At 71.7% G+C, this 19,155-nt stretch carries 17 protein-coding genes; 15 read left to right on the forward strand and 2 right to left on the reverse strand.

Going from position 1 to position 19,155, the window contains the following annotated elements; all coding sequences use genetic code 11:
• The first annotated feature begins 38 nt into the window (after positions 1-38).
• Positions 39-350 (forward strand): WhiB family transcriptional regulator, encoded by a 312-nt coding sequence (locus J1M64_RS14595; RefSeq protein WP_067712264.1) that lies wholly within the window; start codon positions 39-41, stop codon positions 348-350.
• 83 nt (positions 351-433) lie between these two features.
• Here J1M64_RS14595 and J1M64_RS14600 read toward each other — a convergent pair whose 3' ends face one another.
• On the reverse strand, positions 434-955 hold the full coding sequence (locus tag J1M64_RS14600) for a metallopeptidase family protein (RefSeq protein WP_307872458.1): 522 nt from the start codon (positions 953-955) through the stop codon (positions 434-436).
• Between the two features lie 167 nt (positions 956-1,122).
• On the opposite strand from J1M64_RS14600, the gene J1M64_RS14605 reads away from it, so the two are divergent.
• The 12 genes from J1M64_RS14605 (at position 1,123) to secA (ending at position 16,561) form a co-directional block, all read left to right on the forward strand.
• Entirely contained in the window at positions 1,123-1,635 is a 513-nt protein-coding gene (locus tag J1M64_RS14605) for a DUF3499 domain-containing protein (protein ID WP_206474561.1), read from the forward strand.
• A gap of 93 nt (positions 1,636-1,728) precedes the next feature.
• On the forward strand, positions 1,729-3,105 hold the full coding sequence (locus tag J1M64_RS14610; protein WP_206474563.1) for a phosphomannomutase/phosphoglucomutase: 1,377 nt from the start codon (positions 1,729-1,731) through the stop codon (positions 3,103-3,105).
• The gene (locus tag J1M64_RS14615) at positions 3,098-4,192 is read left to right on the forward strand and encodes a hypothetical protein (protein WP_206474565.1); all 1,095 of its coding nucleotides are present in this window, start codon (positions 3,098-3,100) and stop codon (positions 4,190-4,192) included. The genes J1M64_RS14610 and J1M64_RS14615 overlap by 8 nt, the downstream gene beginning before the upstream one ends.
• 4 nt (positions 4,193-4,196) lie before the next feature.
• Positions 4,197-5,417, forward strand: a complete 1,221-nt coding sequence (gene manA, locus J1M64_RS14620) for a mannose-6-phosphate isomerase, class I (protein ID WP_206474567.1) — start codon at positions 4,197-4,199, stop codon at positions 5,415-5,417.
• An 81-nt stretch (positions 5,418-5,498) separates the two neighbouring features.
• Positions 5,499-6,965, forward strand: coding sequence for an adenosylhomocysteinase (gene ahcY / locus J1M64_RS14625; RefSeq protein WP_206474569.1), 1,467 nt, complete (start codon positions 5,499-5,501; stop codon positions 6,963-6,965).
• Positions 6,966-6,977: 12 nt separating this feature from the next.
• On the forward strand, positions 6,978-7,667 hold the full coding sequence (locus J1M64_RS14630) for a dTMP kinase (RefSeq protein ID WP_206474571.1): 690 nt from the start codon (positions 6,978-6,980) through the stop codon (positions 7,665-7,667).
• A gap of 85 nt (positions 7,668-7,752) precedes the next feature.
• Complete coding sequence (gene mtrA, locus J1M64_RS14635) at positions 7,753-8,433, forward strand: MtrAB system response regulator MtrA (protein ID WP_069388702.1); 681 nt, start codon at positions 7,753-7,755, stop codon at positions 8,431-8,433.
• Positions 8,430-10,157, forward strand: coding sequence for an MtrAB system histidine kinase MtrB (mtrB, locus tag J1M64_RS14640; RefSeq protein WP_206474573.1), 1,728 nt, complete (start codon positions 8,430-8,432; stop codon positions 10,155-10,157). The genes mtrA and mtrB overlap by 4 nt, the downstream gene beginning before the upstream one ends.
• Positions 10,154-11,899, forward strand: a complete 1,746-nt coding sequence (locus tag J1M64_RS14645) for an LpqB family beta-propeller domain-containing protein (protein WP_067712285.1) — start codon at positions 10,154-10,156, stop codon at positions 11,897-11,899. Before mtrB ends, J1M64_RS14645 begins: the two co-directional genes overlap by 4 nt.
• Before the next feature lie 4 nt (positions 11,900-11,903).
• Positions 11,904-12,674, forward strand: coding sequence for a ComF family protein (locus J1M64_RS14650; RefSeq protein ID WP_067712287.1), 771 nt, complete (start codon positions 11,904-11,906; stop codon positions 12,672-12,674).
• Positions 12,675-12,919: 245 nt separating this feature from the next.
• Positions 12,920-13,618, forward strand: coding sequence for a ribosome hibernation-promoting factor, HPF/YfiA family (gene hpf / locus J1M64_RS14655; RefSeq protein ID WP_120286161.1), 699 nt, complete (start codon positions 12,920-12,922; stop codon positions 13,616-13,618).
• Between the two features lie 165 nt (positions 13,619-13,783).
• A complete protein-coding gene (gene secA, locus J1M64_RS14660) occupies positions 13,784-16,561 on the forward strand; it encodes a preprotein translocase subunit SecA (RefSeq protein WP_067712293.1) in 2,778 nt (925 codons plus the stop codon).
• Between the two features lie 31 nt (positions 16,562-16,592).
• Here secA and J1M64_RS14665 read toward each other — a convergent pair whose 3' ends face one another.
• Positions 16,593-16,940: a hypothetical protein gene (locus tag J1M64_RS14665; protein ID WP_241261573.1), complete on the reverse strand. Its 348-nt coding sequence runs from the start codon at positions 16,938-16,940 to the stop codon at positions 16,593-16,595.
• Between the two features lie 368 nt (positions 16,941-17,308).
• On the opposite strand from J1M64_RS14665, the gene J1M64_RS14670 reads away from it, so the two are divergent.
• Both J1M64_RS14670 and J1M64_RS14675 read left to right on the forward strand, forming a co-directional pair.
• Complete coding sequence (locus J1M64_RS14670; RefSeq protein WP_067712297.1) at positions 17,309-17,719, forward strand: HAD family hydrolase; 411 nt, start codon at positions 17,309-17,311, stop codon at positions 17,717-17,719.
• Between the two features lie 4 nt (positions 17,720-17,723).
• Positions 17,724-19,121 (forward strand): wax ester/triacylglycerol synthase family O-acyltransferase, encoded by a 1,398-nt coding sequence (locus J1M64_RS14675; protein WP_119191969.1) that lies wholly within the window; start codon positions 17,724-17,726, stop codon positions 19,119-19,121.
• The last annotated feature ends 34 nt before the right edge of the window (positions 19,122-19,155 follow it).

A 19,155-nucleotide genomic window follows, 5' to 3' on the forward strand; every position in this document is an offset into this window, starting at 1 on the left:
GACGCGGACCATCGCGCACGAACATGCAACACGAAGGGATGACCGTGGATCGACAGTCACGCACCGTCGCGGGACCCGAGCTGGCCCTGGTCGACCTCGGTGTCTCCGGCCTGTTCGTCGAGGACGAGCAGGAGAGCTGGCAGGAACGGGCTCTGTGCGCGCAGACCGATCCCGAGGCGTTCTTCCCGGAGAAGGGCGGGTCGACCCGCGAGGCCAAGAAGATCTGCACCGGCTGCGAGGTCAAGGCCGAGTGCCTCGAGTACGCGCTGGCCAATGACGAGCGCTTCGGCATCTGGGGCGGGCTGTCCGAGCGTGAGCGGCGGCGCATCAAGCGCGACGCCGTCATGTGAGCCGCGTGCGGGTCATCCCAGCCCGTCACCCGGCCCCGTCTTCCGGCGCCACCTCCCACCCCTGACCGCCCCGTACCGGGCGGTCAGTTCTCGTCGGGGCCGGCCTCGACCTCGTCGGGGGAGAGTTCCAAGTGCTGGGAGACCAGTTCGACCAGCACGGAGTAGATGAGGTCCCGCAGGTCATCGCTGTCCGGCGCGCGCCGGGACAGGGGCTTGCGGAACAACACCAGCCGCGCCCGGGTCGGCTGCCCCGAGCGGTCGACGCCCGCTGGCACCAGGCGGGCGAGCGGGACGTCGCCGTCGGCCACGACCTCCTCGGGCCACGTCTCGCCGGGACGCAGTCGCATGCGGGGCACCATGTCGACCGCGAGGTCCAGATGCACCAGTCGGGAGTGCCAGTGCTGGTCGATCTCCGCGAACGCCTCGAGCGCGGCGGCGTCGAACTCGGCCGACCGGCTGCGCCACCTCGGCACCTCCGGGGGCAGGATCGGGCCGCGGGGGCCGTGCCCGCGTCGGTCCGCCCGCCGGGAGGTGACCACACGCGGGCCGCGACGCCCCGGGTCCCCGGGGAAATCTCGGACCGAGATCCGGCTGCCGGCGCACACGTCGCTCTGGCCGGCACCGGGGATCGCGGTGCCGGTGGGCGGTCGGCCGGGTACCGGGGCGGTGGGGGTCATGGCGCGAGGATAACCCCGCTCGTGGCGGGTGCGTCGAACCGGCGTGGGCGGGTCGCGGCCCCTCCGCCCCGGGTGCGGGACTACCCTGGGGCCTCGTGAGTGAGAACCGTCGTTGCTGCCGTCCGGGATGTCCCAACCGCGCGGTTGCCACGCTCACCTACGTCTATGCGGACTCCACGGCCGTCATCGGTCCGCTGCCCGCGGTCCGCGAGCCGCACGCCTGGGATCTCTGCGCGGCCCACGCACTGCGCATCACCGCCCCCCGGGGCTGGGACCTGGTGCGCCACCCGGACATCGACACCTCGGCCGAGGACTCGGACCTCACGGCGTTGCTCGACGCGGTCACCGGCGGCCCGGTCGGCGGACGCAGGACCGGCGCCGCCCTGGTCGACGCCGATCGCCTGCGCCGTCTCGGGGTCTCCGATCCCGGGCCGGTCCTCGACGACGCACGGAGCCGCACGGAGGAAGGGTCCGGCCCCGCCACCGGTTCCCCCGGCGCGACCGGACGTCCCCACCTGCGGGTCGTGCCGGACATGGCCACCGCGCCCGACGCCGGGGCCGGCGGGTCCGGTGACGGCCGACCGGAGCCGGGCCCCGCCCCCCGCTGAGCCGCGGGCCACGAGGTCGGTCCGCCGCCAGTACGGCGCGGGTAGGGTCAGGCAGAACACCGACCGACCCGTCTCACACCCCTGGAGCAACACGTGGCACGTAGCGCCGAGTCCGTCCGAGCAGTCATCAAGGCGTACGACGTCCGTGGTGTCGTCGGCGAACAGATCGATGAGGATTTCGTCCGCGAGGTCGGGGCGTCGTTCGCCCGCCTCATGCGTTCGGAGGGTGCCGGCACCGTGGTGATCGGCCACGACATGCGGGACTCGTCTCCGGGCCTGTCCGCCGCCTTCGCCGACGGGGTGACCGCCCAGGGACTGGACGTGGTGACCATCGGCCTGGCCTCGACCGACCAGCTCTACTTCGCCTCCGGTTCACTCGACTGCCCCGGTGCCATGTTCACCGCCAGCCACAACCCCGCCGCCTACAACGGCATCAAACTGTGTCGCCCCGGCGCCAAGCCGGTCGGGCAGGAGTCCGGCCTGCGGACCATCGCGGACGAGGTCATCGAGGGGGTCCCCGCCCACGACGGCGAGGCCGGCACCGCCACCGAGCGGGACGTCCTGGACGGCTACGGCGAGTATCTGCGCGGACTGGTCGACCTGTCGGGCATCCGCCCGCTCACGGTGGCGGTGGACGCCGGCAACGGGATGGGTGGCCACACCGTGCCGGCCGTCCTGGGCGGTCTGCCGCTCGAGATCGTGCCGCTGTACTTCGAGCTCGACGGCAACTTCCCCAACCACGAGGCGAACCCGCTGGAGCCGGCCAACATCGTCGATCTGCAGGCCCTCGTCAGGGAGAGCGGGGCCGACATCGGCCTGGCGTTCGACGGCGACGCCGACCGGTGCTTCGTGGTGGACGAGCGCGGCGAGCCGGTCGCGCCGTCGGCCATCACCGCCCTCGTCGCCGAGCGTGAGCTGGCCAAGGACCCGGGCGCCTCGATCATCTACAACCTCATCACGTCCCGGGCCGTCCCGGAGCTCGTCGAGGAGAAGGGCGGCGTCGCCGTCCGTACCCGGGTCGGGCACAGCTTCATCAAGGCGCAGATGGCCGACACCGGTGCCGTCTTCGGAGGGGAGCACTCGGCGCACTACTACTTCCGCGATTTCTGGGGCGCCGACTCGGGCATGCTCGCCGCGATGCACGTCCTGGCGGCGCTGGGCGGGCAGGACGGGACCCTGTCGGCGCTCATGGCCGAGTACACCCGGTACGCCGCCTCCGGGGAGATCAACTCCACGCTGGATTCCGCCGAGGCGCAGACCGAGCGCATGGAGGCGGTCCTCGCGGCGTTCTCAGACCGGGCCGAGTCCATCGACCGGCTCGACGGTGTGACCGTGGACCTCGGTGACGGGTCGTGGTTCAACCTCCGCGCCTCGAACACCGAGCCGCTGCTGCGCCTCAACGCCGAGGCGCCGACCAGGGAGGGCGTCGCCGCGGTGGTCGACGAGGTCCTCGCGATCGTCCGTGCCTGACCTGACCAGCGACACCGGGGCGGGACGGGTCGATCTCGACGACTCCGAGTCGCTGCGCGCGGCCGACGCCACGGGGGCCCTGCTCCACGCGTCGATGGCGGGAGCCCAGCTGCGCACCGTGGCCACCGCGGTGGACGGTGGGGCGCTCGACGCCCTCGACCGGTTTCGTCCGCGCGCGGTGGTCTGGGTGTCCGGACGGTCCGACCGCGCACGCCACGCGGCCGGCGTGGTGGCCGCACTGGCGGAGATCGGCGGCGGCCCCGCCGTCCCCCCGCTGGTGCTCGCGCGCACCCTGCCCGCGTGGGTCGGCGCTCTCGACGTGGTCCTCGTCTCCGGCGACGACGCCGGCGACCCTCGACTGGTGACCGCGATCGACTCCGCCGCCGGCCGCGGCGCGACCGTCATCGTGGACGTACCCCGGGAGGGCCCGGTCGCCGAGTCCGGCCGCGGCCGCGCCACGTGGCTCGAACCACTCCCGTACGTGCCGCCCCACCGTGGTGTGCTGCGGCACCTGGCGGCCGGGATGGCCGTGCTCGCCGCGCTGGGCGCCCAGGGCCTGGACGTGGCCGCCGCCGCCGACGCCGTCGACATCGAACTCGAGGGGCTCGGCCCCGAACTGGCCACGCCGGTCAACCCGGCGAAGCTGCTCGCGACATCGGTGGCGGGCCGTGACCCGCTCGTGTGGATCCACTCGGACCCGGTGTCCGCGGCCTACTGTGACCGCGCGGTCGCCGCGTTCTGCGACGCCGGCAGGGTCACGGCCGCGTCCTCGGTCCCCGACGCGGTGCGTGCGCACGCCGAACGGGCCCAGGGGCGTCCCCCGACGGATCCGCTGGCGAGCCTGTTCCACGACGAGGAGCTGGACGGACCACGCGACGATCTGCCCGTCAGGTACGTCGGTATGGTGTTGGGCGCGGACGAGGAGATCGTCCGGCTGGCCGCGGGCCCGCTCGCGGATGTCGAGTGGATCACCGATCGCGGTCGGGACACGGCCGGCGACGCCCCGGCCCCGTTGAGCGGAAAGGTGGCAGCGCTCATGGCCCGCACGGAACTGGCCGCCGCCTACCTCCTCGTCGGAGGTCTGTAGGTCCGTGGTCGCACTCGAACCGGTGGTCCAGGCCTACGCCTGGGGCTCCCGGACCGCGCTTCCCGAGCTGTGCGGGACCACCTCGCCGGCGCCCCACCCCGTCGCCGAGCACTGGTTCGGCGCGCACGACTGCGGCTCCTCGCGGTGCTCGGACGGTCGTGGTCTCGACGCACGGATCGCCGCCGACCCCGAGCGCGAGCTGGGCCCGCGGGTGCTGGCCGAGCACGGCGGGGGACTGCCGTTCCTGGTCAAGCTGCTCTCCGCCGAACAGGCACTGTCGCTCCAGGCCCATCCGTCCCCGGAGAAGGCGCGTGAGGGTTTCGCGACGGAGGACGCGCGCGGGATCGCCGTCGACGCGCCGGACCGCAACTACCGCGACGTCAACCACAAGCCCGAGATCCTCGTCGCGCTCACCGAGTTCCACGCCCTCGTGGGCTTCCGCCCGGTGGAGCGCACGGTGGCACTGCTCGACGCGCTGGGCGTCGCGTCCCTGAAGCCCTACCGGGACATGCTCGCCGGGCAGCCCGACGCCGAGGGTCTGCGCGCGGTCTTCACCACCTTCGTCACGATGCCGCACGTCGTACTGGCCGGCGTCGTGCCCGACCTGGTGACCTGTGCGGTGTCCTACCTCACCGACCACGGGGTCGAGGGGCCGTGGTCCCCGGTGGCCGCGACGATCACCGAACTCGCCGAGCGGTACCCGACCGATCCGGGGGTCCTGGGTGCGCTGCTGCTCAACCGGGTCGTCCTCCAGCCGGGCGAGGCCGTCTACCTGGGGCCCGGGCAACTCCACGCCTACCTACGGGGCGTCGGTGTGGAGGTCATGGCCAACTCGGACAACGTCCTGCGCGGCGGCCTGACCCCCAAGCACGTCGACGTCCCCGAACTGATGCGGGTGCTCGAGTTCAGCCCGCTCGCAGACCCCACCGTCCGGGCGGTCGAGGCCGACCGCGACATCCCCGGCGAGGTCGACTACCCCACGCCCGAACCCGATTTCGCGTTGTCGCGCATCGACGTGCCGGCCGACGGCGACCCGGCCGCCTGGCGACCGGAGGGCCCCGAGGTGCTGCTGTGCACCTCCGGCGAGGCGGTCGTCGACTCCGACGGGACGAGCGAGGCCCTCGCGCCCGGGCGGGCCGTGTGGGTACCGGCCTCGACCTCCCGGGTGTGTCTGCGCAGTACCGCCGGGGCCACCGTGTTCCGGACCCGCGTCGCCGGCGGGTGACGGGGCCGACAACCCGGCGGGCCGTCCCGCTAGTGTGGGGCGGAAGTCTTTCGCGAGTCAACGAGGAGCTGGTCGAGGAACATGTCCGCTGATCTGCAGGTTCAGTCCGTCAACGGTGTCGAGTTCAAGGTGGCGGATCTGTCGCTGGCGGAGGCGGGCCGCAAGCAGATCCGTCTGGCCGAGCACGAGATGCCGGGTCTGATGGCGCTGCGCGAGGAGTACGCGGCCGAGCAGCCGCTGGCCGGCGCCCGGATCGCGGGGTCGATCCACATGACGGTGCAGACCGCGGTGCTGATCGAGACGCTGACCGCGCTGGGTGCGGAGGTCCGGTGGGCCTCGTGCAACATCTTCTCCACGCAGGACGAGGCGGCCGCGGCGGTCGTGGTGGGCCCGGAGGGGACCCCGGAGGCTCCGCGGGGCGTGCCGGTGTTCGCGTGGAAGGGCGAGACCCTCACCGAGTACTGGTGGTGCACCGAGCAGATCATGACCTGGCCGGAGACCGAGCCGAACATGATCCTCGACGACGGTGGCGACGCCACGATGCTCGTGATCAAGGGCAAGGAGTTCGAGCAGGCCGGCGCCGTGCCCTCGGACGACTCGGCCTGGTCCGCGGAGGAGAAGGTCTTCCACGCGCTGCTGCGTGAGTCCGTTCCGGCCAACCCGGGCAAGTACACGGCGATCGCCGAGTCGGTCCAGGGCGTGACCGAGGAGACCACCACCGGCGTCCACCGCCTGTACCACTTCCACAACGAGGGCGTGCTGCCGTTCCCGGCGATGAACGTCAACGACGCGGTCACCAAGAGCAAGTTCGACAACAAGTACGGCACCCGTCACTCGCTGCTGGACGGCATCAACCGCGGCACCGATGCCCTCATCGGCGGCAAGAAGGCGCTGGTGTGCGGTTACGGCGACGTGGGTAAGGGCTGCGCGGAGGCGCTGGCCGGTCAGGGTGCGCGTGTGCAGGTCACCGAGATCGACCCGATCAACGCGCTGCAGGCGATGATGGACGGGTTCGACGTGGTCACCGTGGACCAGGCGATCGCCGATGCCGACATCGTCATCACGGCCACGGGCAACAAGGACATCATCACCTTCGAGCACATGACGCGGATGAAGAACAAGGCCATCCTGGGCAACATCGGCCACTTCGACAACGAGATCGACATGGCCGGGCTCGAGTCCGCGGAGGGCGTCACCCGCATCAACATCAAGCCGCAGGTCGACGAGTTCGTCTTCGACGACGACGGCCGCTCGATCATCGTGCTCTCGGAGGGGCGCCTGCTCAACCTGGGCAACGCCACAGGGCACCCGTCGTTCGTGATGTCGAACAGCTTCTCCGACCAGGTGATCGCGCAGATCGAGCTGTTCACCAAGGCCGACCAGTACCCGATCGGGGTGCACCTGCTGCCCAAGATCCTCGACGAGAAGGTCGCCCGCCTGCACGTGGAGGCGCTCGGAGGCTCCCTGACCACGCTGGCCAAGGACCAGGCCGAGTACATCGGCGTGGACGTCGAGGGCCCCTTCAAGCCCGACCACTACCGCTACTGAGCGACGCCGGGGATGGTCGCACGGCTGGTGGTCGTCGAGGGTCTCGACGGCGCGGGGAAGAACACGCTGACGACGGCGCTCGTCGCCGAGCTCGCCTCCCGCGGTCTCTCGGTCGGCCGCCTGGCCTTCCCCCGGTACGGCACCCTGCACGCCGACCTGGCCGCCGACGCACTGCACGGTGGCCAGGCCGGCACCGCGGACTCGCCCCACGCGATGGCACTGCTGTTCGCGATGGACCGGCACGCCGCGCTGGGCGAGCTCGCGCAGCTGGGGTCCACCCACGACGTGGTGCTGCTCGACCGGTACGTGGCCTCCAACGCCGCGTACACCGCCGCCCGGCTCGGTCCGGACCGCGAGTCCGAGGTGGTCGAGTGGATCGGCACCCTCGAGTTCGACCGGCTCGGGCTGCCCGTCCCCGACCTGCAGATCCTGCTCGACACCCCGGTGGAGCTGGCGGCACGGCGCGCGGGCTCCCGGGAGGCCGCCGATCCGGCGCGCGTCCGCGACCGCTACGAACGCGACACGGAGCTGCAGGCGGCGACCGGGCGGGTCTACCGTCGGCTCGCCGCCGCAGAGTGGCGTTCGACCTGGCGCGTGATCGGGGCGGACCCCCACGTGCGGGAGTTGGCCGACCTCGTCGTCGTCCCCCCTCCGGCCGCCGCGCCGCACCCCGGTCCGTCGGGTCGGCCGGGTAAGGTCTGAGAGGGCAGGAACACGACCCGCGGTGCGTGCCCACGGGTGGTGAGCCTGACGACGCCTACACGACACGCCGACACAAGTGGTGACCATGACCCCGAAGATCCTCGTCGTCGACGACGACGCCGCACTGGCAGAGATGCTCACCATCGTCCTGCGGGGCGAGGGGTTCGAGACCGAGATCGTCGGCGACGGAGTCCGGGCCATCGAGACGTTCCGCGCGGTGCAGCCCGACCTGGTTCTGCTGGACCTCATGCTGCCGGGCAAGAGCGGGATCGACGTGTGCCGCGAGATCCGCGCCGAGTCCCGGGTGCCGATCGTCATGCTCACGGCCAAGACGGACACCGTCGACGTGGTGCTCGGCCTGGAGTCCGGCGCGGACGACTACATCATGAAGCCCTTCAAGCCGAAAGAGCTGGTGGCCCGCATCCGGGCCCGCCTGCGTCGCGGCGAGGACGAGCCCAGCGAGGTCCTGCACATCGGCGACGTGACGATCGACGTCCCCGCGCACACGGTCACCCGCGAGGGCACGCCGATCCCGCTCACCCCGCTCGAGTTCGACCTCCTGGTGGAACTGGCCCGCAAGCCCCGCCAGGTGTTCACGCGTGAGGTCCTGCTCGAACACGTGTGGGGCTACCGCCACTCGGCCGACACCCGGCTGGTCAACGTCCACGTCCAGCGCCTGCGGGCGAAGATCGAGAAGGACCCCGAGAACCCGGAGGTCGTCCTCACCGTGCGCGGCGTCGGCTACAAGGCCGGTCCGGTCTCGTGACCACCGCTCGTCCCGACGACGCGGTGGCGTCCACCGGGGACGAGCCCGACACCCGGGACGTGACCGACTCGTCACCGACCTTCCGGGAGCGACTGTCCGAACTCGACCCGGCCGCCATCGGCGGTCGGATCGCGCGGCTGTGGCGGCGGTCGCTGCAGCTGCGGGTCGTCACCTCCACGCTGGCGCTGTCGATGGGCGTGATCCTCACGATCGCGTTCATGTTGCAGAGCCAGATGGCCGCCCAGCTGCTGTCGACCAAACTCGATGCGGCCATCGAGCAGGCCAGCAGGCTCCGCCTCACGGTGCAGGCGCAGATCGCCGCCACCGACGAGGGCACGAGCGAGCAGTCCCGGATCGACCAGGCGCGGAGCGCCATCAGCGACCGCGGGCTCGCCTCCGACGGGGACTCCGTCCACGCCGGCACCTTCGACCCGATCCTCGTGGTGCCGGACCAGACCGGCCGCGGCCAGGTGGTCAGCCCCTCCGGGGCGCAGGTGCCACCGGAGCTGCAGTCCCTGGTCCAGCGGGGCAGGATCGCCTCCCAGTACGTCACCGTCGACTTCCGTGGCGAGCAGGTCAAGGCGCTCATGCTCGGCACGCCGACGGACTCCTCCATCCCCGGACTCGAGCTGTACCTCGTCTACCCGCTCACCGCGGAGGAACAGACCCTCGGGATCATGCGGGGGATCGTCGCCACGGCGGGCCTGGCGATCATCGTCCTGTCCGCGGCGATCGCGTGGATAGTGGCCCGGCAGGTCGTCCTGCCCGTGCGGCAGGCGGCCTCCATCGCCCAGCGCTTCGCCAACGGCCACCTCAAGGAACGGATGGTCATCCGCGGCGAGGACGACGTCGCGCGCCTGGCCATGGCGTTCAACGACATGGCGCAGAGCCTGTCGGACCAGATCACCCAGCTCGAGGAGTTCGGTGACCTGCAGAAGCGGTTCACCTCAGATGTCTCCCACGAGCTACGCACACCGCTGACCACCGTCCGGATGGCGGCGGACATCATCTCCGACTCCGCCGCCGACCTGGACGCCCCCGCCAAACGCGCGGTGGAGCTGCTCGAATCCGAACTCGACCGGTTCGAGAGCCTGCTCACCGACCTGCTCGAGGTCTCCCGTCACGACGCCGGCATGGCCGAGCTCGCGACGGCCGAGATGGACGTGCGCACCTCCGTCGCGGACTCGGTCGGCACCGTGGCTCACATCGCCGAGGCCGCCGGGGTGGAGGTCGAGGTCGACATGCCCGACGAGCCGGTCATGGCCGAGGTCGACTCGCGGCGCGTCGAGCGGATCCTGCGCAACCTCGTGGCGAACGCGCTCGACCACAGTGAGTCCAAGCCGGTGAAGGTCACCCTGCGGTGTTCGGACGCCGCCCTCGCCGTCTCGGTCCGCGACCACGGGGTGGGGCTCAAACCCGGGGAGGAGACCCGGGTGTTCAACCGCTTCTGGCGCGCCGACCCCTCACGGGTGCGACGTTCCGGCGGCACCGGGCTCGGCCTGGCGATCGCCCTCGAGGACGCCAAGCTCCACGGGGGCCGGCTGGACTGCTGGGGCAGCCCGGGGGAGGGGTCCTGCTTCCGTTTGACCATCCCGCGGCGCCGCGGCGGCACCCTCACCTCCAGCCCGCTGCCCCTCACCCCCGAGGACGAGGCCAGGCTCGTGCGTACCGGCTCGCCGACCCCCCTCGAGCGGGTCACCGGGGCAGGGGAGAGCCGGCCATGACCCGGCCCCGGCCCCGGTCCCTGCTCGTGTCGGTGGCGCTGGCCTGCGCGACCGGGCTGGCGGCGACCGGGTGCGCCACGCTGCCCTCGTCGTCGTCCCCCCAGGTCATCGACACCTTCTCGCCGGAGGGCAGCGAACTGTCGGTCCCCACGCCGGTACCGGACCAGGAACCGGACCTCCTGGTCCGCGACTTCCTCAAGGCCGCGGCGATCGCCGATCAGCGGCACGCCGCCGCCCGTCAGTTCCTCACCCCGGACGCCGCCGAGAACTGGGACGACCTCGCGGAGACCATCATCGTGCTGCGCGCCGACCTCAGCGCCGAGGGCGGCCGGTCGGCCGACCGCGCCGAGTACACGCTGCGTGCGGAGAAGGTCGGCACCCTTGACCCCGGCGGCATCTTCCGCGAGGACGTCGGCCAACTCGAGGTCACCATCGGCCTGACCCGCACCGACGGCCAGTGGCGCATCGACGAACTGCCGCCCGGGGTGGTGATCGAGAAGGCCGAGTTCTTGTCGACCTACGCGCAACGGGACCTGTTCTTCCTCTCCGGATCCGGTGACGCGCTCGTCCCGGACCCGCGCTGGACGGCCGCCGACCGCACCGATCTCGAGTACTCGCTCGTCAATCTGCTCGCCACCGGCCCCCGGCCCGGACTCACCGACGCGGTCCTGTCCCGCGTACCCGCCTCCGTCTCCGTCCGCCCCGACGAGGACGAGGACGGCGCCGACGCCGCGGGCACCACCATCGACTTCGCCCGATTGCCGGTCCTCAGCAGCCAGGCCACCACCCAGTTCGCCGCGCAGGTCGTGTGGACCCTCGCCCGCGCCGACGTCCCCGGCCCCTACCGCCTCGAGCGGGACGGCGCCCCCCTCGACGAGCGATACGCGACCGGGTGGACCACCGAGGACGTCCGTGACTTCGACCCCTACCCGCCGGCGGAGCCCATGCGATACGCCCTCACCGCCGCGGACGGGTTGGTGCGGCTCGAGGCCGGCGGCGCACGACCGGCCTCGGGGCCCTGGTCGGAGGTGCGCGGCGGCACCAACGCGGTGATCTCCCACGACGGACGCAACCTCGCCGTGGTGACCGGGGAGGGGGAGATCGGACCGCGCCGTGTCCTGGTGGGGCCGATCGACGGCGCGCCCGCCGAGGCCCTCACCGCCGGGACGGTGGCCGGCCCGACGTTCCACCCGGTGACCGGGCGGGCCTGGGTGCTGGTCGACGACGCGCGACTGCTCCGTATCGGGATGGGCGAGAACGCCCCCGCCGTCCAGGAGATGGACGCCGGGCCGCTGCTCGCCCTCGGGGCGAGGGTGACCGGCCTGCGTATCGACCAGTCCGGAACCCAACTGGCCGTGGTCGTCGACGGCAAGGTGTTCATCGGCGCGTTGTCCGCCGAGACCGGACAACCGCTGCCGGGCACGTTCCGCCAGGTCGGCCGCGCACTCGGGGAGACCGTCACCGCCGTGGCGTGGCGGGACCGGTCCACGATCGTCGTGGGTCGCGACACCACCGAGGCCCCCGTCGCGACCGTCTCCGTGGACGGGGCGATCGCCGAGCCGTTGTCCCAGCGAAACATCTCGGGACCGGTGACCGCGGTCGCGGCGGCCGGGCGCGAGATCTACGTGGTGGACCGGCGGTCCCTGCTGCGACTCGACACCGGTGCCGACACCGGTGACAGGTACTGGCGGGAGATCGCCGGACTGGCCGCCATCCGCGCGGACCCGGTGGTGGCGGGCTGAGCCGGTGACCGCCGGGGACGAGGGTGCGCCGGCCCGGTGGCGCGGCGGGGAGACCTGGACCGCGGCTCTCGCCGACCTGGTCGTACCCGTGGAATGCGCCGGATGCGGCCGCCCCCGTCACCGGTGGTGCCCGGACTGCGCCGCCACACTCGCGGGCGCCCCGCTGGGAGTGCGGACCCGCGCCGACCTGCGGGTGCCGGTCTGGGCGCTGTCCCGGCACGCCGGCCCGGCCGCCCGGGCGGTGTCGGCCTACAAGGACCGCGGGCGGGCCGACCTGGCACGGCCACTCGGAGCGGCCCTGGCCGCGGCCGTCGACGTGCTCCGGGCAGACGGGGAGATCGCGGAGGCGGGCGACCGCCCCACCGTGCTGGTGCCCGCGCCCGCGTCGGCGCGGGCCCGGCGGCGGCGGGGGTTCGACCACGTCCGCGGCGTGGTGGACGTCCTCGCCGCCGAGCTCGCCGGCTCGGTGCCGGGCGGGCCGGTGGTGGTGGCCCCGCTCCTCGAGGTCCGGGGACGGGTGCGGGACGCGGCCGGGCTCGGCGCGCAGGCCCGCGCGGACAATCTCTCGGGGCGGATCCGCCGCCGCCCGGTGGGCACCGGGTTGCGGGCGACCCCGGGGGCGCCGGCGACCGTGCCCGCCCTGTTGGGGACACCGTCGACCGTGCTCCTCGTCGACGACGTGGTCACCACGGGCGCCACTGCCGCGCAGTGCGTCGCGGTCCTGGACGCGGGCGGGCTGCGCGTCACGGGTGTGCTCGCCGTGACCGCCGCCTGACGGCGGACGACTCCCCGCGGGGGAGGGGTCGACGCGACCTTCGCGGTCCGCGGGTCCGCGCCCACGCGAGGGGGTAGGGTGGGTTTTGGACACGTTCACCAGCACGTTCGCCGCCTGGCGGCTCCGGTGGACAGCGTCTGCAGAGTATCCACTCAGCCATGTGGGTGGCCCCTTCGGCCGGGATTCCGGGCGGTTACCGGATCGGCCGCAGCGGTCCGCCGCAGGCCCGATGAGGAGGAGCTTCGATGGCGAAGACCCCCGCAGTCCTGCTTGATCCCGCCACCTTCGACGGTCCGTCGACGGACGACCCCGGTACGCCGGAGGCCCCGGTCACCATCCGTGGCCGCAATGTCGAGGTCCCCGAACACTTCGCGAGCCGCATCAACGCCAAGCTCGCGAAGATCGAGAAGATCTCGCCGGCCATCCAACGGTTCGACGTGATCCTGCTGCACGAGAACAACCCGCGGCTGTCCAAGGTGAGCCAGCGCATCGAGATCACCCTCAAGGGCAAGCCCGGCGTCGCTCGCGCGGAGGCGGCCGAGGACACCTTCTACGCGGCCCTCGAGTCGGCGGTCGCCAAGCTCGAGCGTCAGATGCGCAAGGCCCGCACGCGGCGCAAGATCAGTCACTCCGGCCACCGGCGCCCCCAGTCCGTCGCCGAGGCGACCGCCGAGCTGACGGCCGACGCCGCCCCGGCCGAGATGCTGGACGGGGTCGACGGCGCCGAGTACAACGACGGGGTCGACGAGCAGATGCCGGGACAGATCGTGCGGAAGAAGGAGCACGACGGCACCCCGATGTCGGTCGACGAGGCACTCGAGAAGATGGAGCTGGTGGGCCACGACTTCTATCTCTTCCGGGATACCGAGACCGGACGCGCCACCGTCGTCTACCGCCGGCACGCGTTCGACTACGGGCTCATCACCCTGAGCGACGAGGGCTGACGGCCCCGTCCCGTAACCCCCGAGGGCGGTCCGGTCCCCCCTGACCGGACCGCCCTCGGCGTGTCACGACGGCCCACAGCACCTAGGATGAGGACGGGCCGGCGTGTCGCCACGCAGGTCGCCGTATCCACGACCACTTCCCCGACCACGAGGACGTTCGAGACTGTGTCGATTCTTTCCAAGCTGCTCCGTGCCGGCGAGGGGCGAAAGCTCAAGAAGTACACCGCTCTCGCCGACTACGTGGACACACTCGCCGACGAGACGGAGAAGCTGAGCGACGACGAACTGCGGGCAAAGACCGACGAGTTCAGGCGTCGCGTCGCCGACGGGGAGACGTTGGACGAGCTCCTCCCGGAGGCCTTCGCGGTGGCCCGCGAGGCGGCCCACCGGGTCCTCGGTCAGAAGCCCTACAAGGTGCAGATCATCGGCGCCATCGTGCTGCACACCGGCTCGGTCGCCGAGATGAAGACCGGCGAGGGCAAGACCCTGACCTGTGTGTTGCCGGCCTACCTCAACGCGCTGGCCGGTAACGGCGTGCACGTGGTCACCGTCAACGACTACCTGGCCAAGCGCGACGCGGAATGGATGGGTCGCGTCCACCGCTTCCTCGGCCTGTCGGTGGGAGCGATCCTCGGCGGGATGACCCCGGCGCAGCGCCGCGAGGCCTACCACGCCGACATCACCTACGGCACCAACAACGAGTTCGGCTTCGACTACCTGCGCGACAACATGGCGCACGACACCGCCGACCTGGTCCAGCGCGGCCACAACTACGCGATCGTGGACGAGGTCGACTCGATCCTCATCGACGAGGCGCGGACCCCGCTCATCATCTCGGGACCCGCCGACGGTTCCAGCAAGTGGTACGGCGAGTTCGCACGCATCGCGCCGCTGCTGGAGGAGGGGACCCACTACGAGGTCGACCGCAAGAAGCGGACCATCGGCGTGACCGAGCAGGGCGTGGAGTTCGTCGAGGACCAGCTGGGGATCGACAACCTCTACGAGGCCGCGAACTCGCCCCTGGTGAGCTACCTGAACAACTCCATCAAAGCCAAGGAGCTGTTCACCAAGGACAAGGACTACATCGTCCGCGACGGCGACGTGATCATCGTCGACGAGTTCACCGGCCGCGTCCTCGACGGGCGTCGCTACAACGAGGGCATGCACCAGGCGATCGAGGCCAAGGAGCGGGTCGAGATCAAGGCCGAGAACCAGACGCTGGCCACCATCACCCTGCAGAACTACTTCCGGCTGTACGACAAGCTGGCTGGCATGACGGGCACGGCCGAGACCGAGGCCGCCGAGCTCTACTCGATCTACAAGCTCGAGGTCATGCCCATCCCGACCAACCGGCCGATGGCCCGCGAGGACCAGGCGGACCTCATCTACAAGACGGAGGAGGCGAAGTTCGCCGCCGTCGTGGAGGACATCGCCGAGCGGGTCGAGAAGAAGCAGCCGGTGCTCGTGGGCACCGCCTCGGTCGAGCGCAGTGAGCACCTGTCCAAGCTGCTCACGCGCAAGGGCATCAAGCACCACGTCCTCAACGCCAAGTTCCACGCCTCGGAGGCGCAGATCATCGCGCAGGCCGGACGGCCCGGTGCGGTCACGGTCGCCACGAACATGGCCGGCCGCGGCACCGACATCGTCCTCGGCGGCAACGCCGACATCATCGCCGACCTCAACCTGCGCGAGCGCGGTCTCGACCCGGTCACCACCCCGGAGGAGTACGAGCAGGCCTGGGACACCGAGATCGAGCGGATGCGCACGCTCACCAAGGAGGAGGCGGAGCGGGTCCGCCAAGCCGGTGGCCTGTACGTGCTCGGCACCGAGCGGCACGACTCGCGGCGCATCGACAACCAGCTGCGCGGGCGCTCGGGACGTCAGGGCGACCCGGGCGAGTCACGCTTCTACCTCTCGCTGGGTGACGAGCTCATGAGGCGCTTCAACGGTGCTGCCGTCGAGGCGATCATGAATCGTCTGAGCCTGCCCGACGACGTGCCGATCGAGGCCGGCATGGTCTCGCGGGCCGTGAAGAACGCGCAGACGCAGGTCGAGTCGCAGAACTTCGAGATCCGCAAGGACGTCCTCAAGTACGACGAGGTCATGAACCAGCAGCGCACGGTGATCTACCGTGAGCGCAAGCGGATCCTCGAGGGCGAGGACATCACCGACCAGGTCGAGTCGATGATCTACCAGGTCGTCAGCGCCTACGTCGACGGTGCCACCGCCGAGGGGTACGTCGAGGACTGGGACCTGGACAAGCTGTGGGACGCGCTCCACCAGCTCTACCCGGTGACGATCGCGGCGCAGGACATCATCGACGGCGACGAATACGGGTCGTCCGGCGACCTGTCCGCCAAGAACCTCAAGGACGCCGTCCTCGACGACGTCTTCGCCCGCTACGACGAGCGTGAGGCAGAGATCGAGGGCATCGGCGGGGAGGGTGCCATGCGTCAGCTCGAGCGGTCGGTCATGCTGCAGGTCCTCGACCGGAAGTGGCGCGAGCACCTCTACGAGATGGACTACCTCAAGGAGGGCATCGGCCTCCGCGCGATGGCCCAGCGTGACCCGCTCGTCGAGTACCAGCGCGAGGGCTACGACATGTTCTCGGTGATGATGGACGGCGTCCGTGAAGAGACGGTGGCGTTCCTCTTCAACGTCAAGGTCGAGGCCAACCAGCAGCAGAAGGCGATGGCCGGTCCCTCCGCGTCGCAGGCGGCGGCACTCGCCGGCGCCAACCCGATCCTCCGGGCCGCCGGTACCGGCCGGGATGTGAGTGCGGACCAGATGCAGTTCTCCGGCCCGTCGGAGAGTGGCGACCCGGAGCTGGTCGACGAGGGTGCCTCCGCGAACCGGGCGGAGCGGCGGTCTCAGGAGCGGCAGCAGCGCGCAGAGCGCCGCGAGAGGGCGGCCAAGGCCGCCACGAGGGGCCGCCGGGACTGACCCGGCACCCCCGCGCGGCCCGCGGGATGGTTCAGACCAACCTGAGGGCCACGCAGCCGGCACCGGTGGGGGTGACCCGAATGCGGGCCGCGACGGCGAACAGTCGCGGCCCGCGGGCGTACGTGGCGCAGACCTCGTAATCGACCGCCTCCGCGTCCGGCGCTCGTCCGGGGTCGGCCGTGCGGCCTTCCGACCTGCCGGACTCCGACCTGCCGGGGTCGGCGGCGTGGATGTGCAGCCGGTGGACCCTGGCCGGTCCCAGGTGCTGTCCGGGCACACCGTCACGCGCGAGCGTGCGCAGCATCTCCGCCAGATGGGGTGGGAACGCGCCCCTGGTGTGGTGCGGGGCCCGCCTGCGATCCACGACTTCCAGAGCCATGACGACCAGGGCGTGTGCGGCCCGCCGCGCGGGGACCGGCACGCCGCGTTCCGGAGCCGGCACCGGCCTGGCGGGCGGGGTGACGACGCACTCCCGATCCGCCGGCCCCGCGGCCCCCGGCACTCCCGGCGCGGGTTCGGTGGAGGGTAGGGGCCGGACGCGTCCGGCCTCCCGATCTGTTTCGGCCGACCGGGGAGGCCGCACCGTCGTGGGTGGTGAAACGGGCGTCGGTGCCATCTGGGGTCTGCTCCCTCCCGCGCCGGACCCGGGGTGGTCTGGCGTGCTCTACCCCTCATGACGCGCCGGAACGGGCGCCCGGTTCCACCTCGCCTACTGCACCGTGGCCGGGTGTTGCCTAGGCTGTCCCCATGCGTGGACTGATAGTCGACTACTTCGGGGTGCTGGACGGCACGGAGGAGGACCGTGAGAACTGGCGGTCGATCCTGACCGGTGCGAGGGCGAATGACGTCCGTCTCGCCGTGCTGAGCAATGAACCCGAGGGGCCGGGGGCGGACCGTGTCCGGGAGGACGCCCGCGATCTCGGGATCGAGCACGTGGTGCTCAGCGGTGTGACCGGGGTGGAGAAGCCCGAGCCCGAGGCGTTCCTGGAGGCGGCGCGCCGGCTCGAACTCGAGCCGCGGGAGTGCGTGATGGTCGACGACGCCATCGAGAACGTCCTCGGCGCCGTGCGGACCGGCATGATCGGCGTGTTCTACCAGGTGTTCGACCGTGCGGCCGTGGAGATCCGGGGACTCCTCGGGTTGGACGAGGTGGTCTGACACCGTGGCGACCAGGTTGGCCACCGCGGACGCGGATCTGCTCGTCGGTGACGCCGCGCGTTCCCGGAGCAGGCACTCGTGCTCGTTGGCGCTGGTCGCCAGGGACGAACCGTGGGACATCGACCGCGTCATGGAGTTCGTCGACGCCCGCCTGGCCGACGCGCCCCGGTACCGTCAACGGATCCGGCATATCCCCTTCTCCCTGGCCAGGGCCGTGTGGGTGGACGACCCGGACTTCGACCTCAGTTTCCACGTCCGGCGGTCGGCGCTCCCCGCTCCCGGCGGGATGCGCCAGCTGGCCGACCTCGTGGCGCGGCTCGTCGACAGGCCACTGGAGGCGGATCGCCCGCTGTGGGAGCTGTACCTCATCGAGGGGCTTCCGGATGGACGGTTGGCGATCCTCACCAAGACGCACCATGCGCTGCTGGGCGGTCCCCACGCCGTGGATCTCGCCCAGGTGCTCGTGACGGACGAGCGGGCCTCCGCGGATGTCGACGAGGTCGCCACGTGGACCCCGGTGCCGGCGCCCGGGGACGGGGTCCTCGTCCTGGACGCGCTCATGACCATCGCGACCGACCCCCTGGAGCTGGTGCGCCGCTCGGCCCGCCTGGCTCACGCGCTGGAGCGGGCCACCCGCGGACTGGTCGGCGCGGCGAATCTGTCGGTGCTCCGTCCCGCAGGCGGTCTGGCGGAGATGTTCCGCACCACCCGTCCCCGCGGGAGCCGGGTGGGGTTGGCGTCCTTCCCTCTCGCGCAGGCGCGGGAGATCGCGCGCGAGCACTCCTGCAAGGTGAATGACGTCGTGCTCGCCGTGCTCTGCGGGGCACTGCGGTCCTGGATCCTGTCGTGCGGCCACCCCCTGTCCACCTCGGACACGCTCAGGGCGATCGTGCCGATGGCGGTGACCTCGGAGGCCGACGGGTCGGAGAACCAGAGCGAGGCCACCTCGGCGGAGATCGCCTCGGCGCTCATCGGCATGCCGGTCGGGGAGCCCAATCCCCGTATGCGTCTGGCGCAGATCGCCCGCGAGACGGCCACCCAGCGTCATCCGCGTGAGGCCGTGGGGGCCAAGTCCCTGGCGCGGCTGTCCGGGTTCGCTCCGCCCACCCTGCACGCGCTGGCCTCCCGGGCGGCGATCATGTTGCCGTCGGAGAGCTACGACCTGGTCGTCACGAACGCGCCCGGTCCCCAGCGCAAGGTGTTCTGGGGCGATGGCGAACTCGTCGAGGTCTACCCCGTCCCGGCCCTGCTCGAGGGGCAGGCGTTGGCCGTGTCGATGAGCAGCTATGCCGGGGCCGTGTACTGCGGGTTCACCTCGGATCGCCAGGCCGTCCCGGACGTGGAGGAGATCGGAGAGCTCATCTCGTCCGCGTTGGACGAGCTCACCGGCACCGCCGGTTGAGCAGCACCGCCTGCTGACCATCACCCGCCCGAGG

It is taken from the genome of Dietzia sp. KRD202 (assembly GCF_017168155.1).
Lineage (GTDB): Bacteria > Actinomycetota > Actinomycetes > Mycobacteriales > Mycobacteriaceae > Dietzia > Dietzia kunjamensis.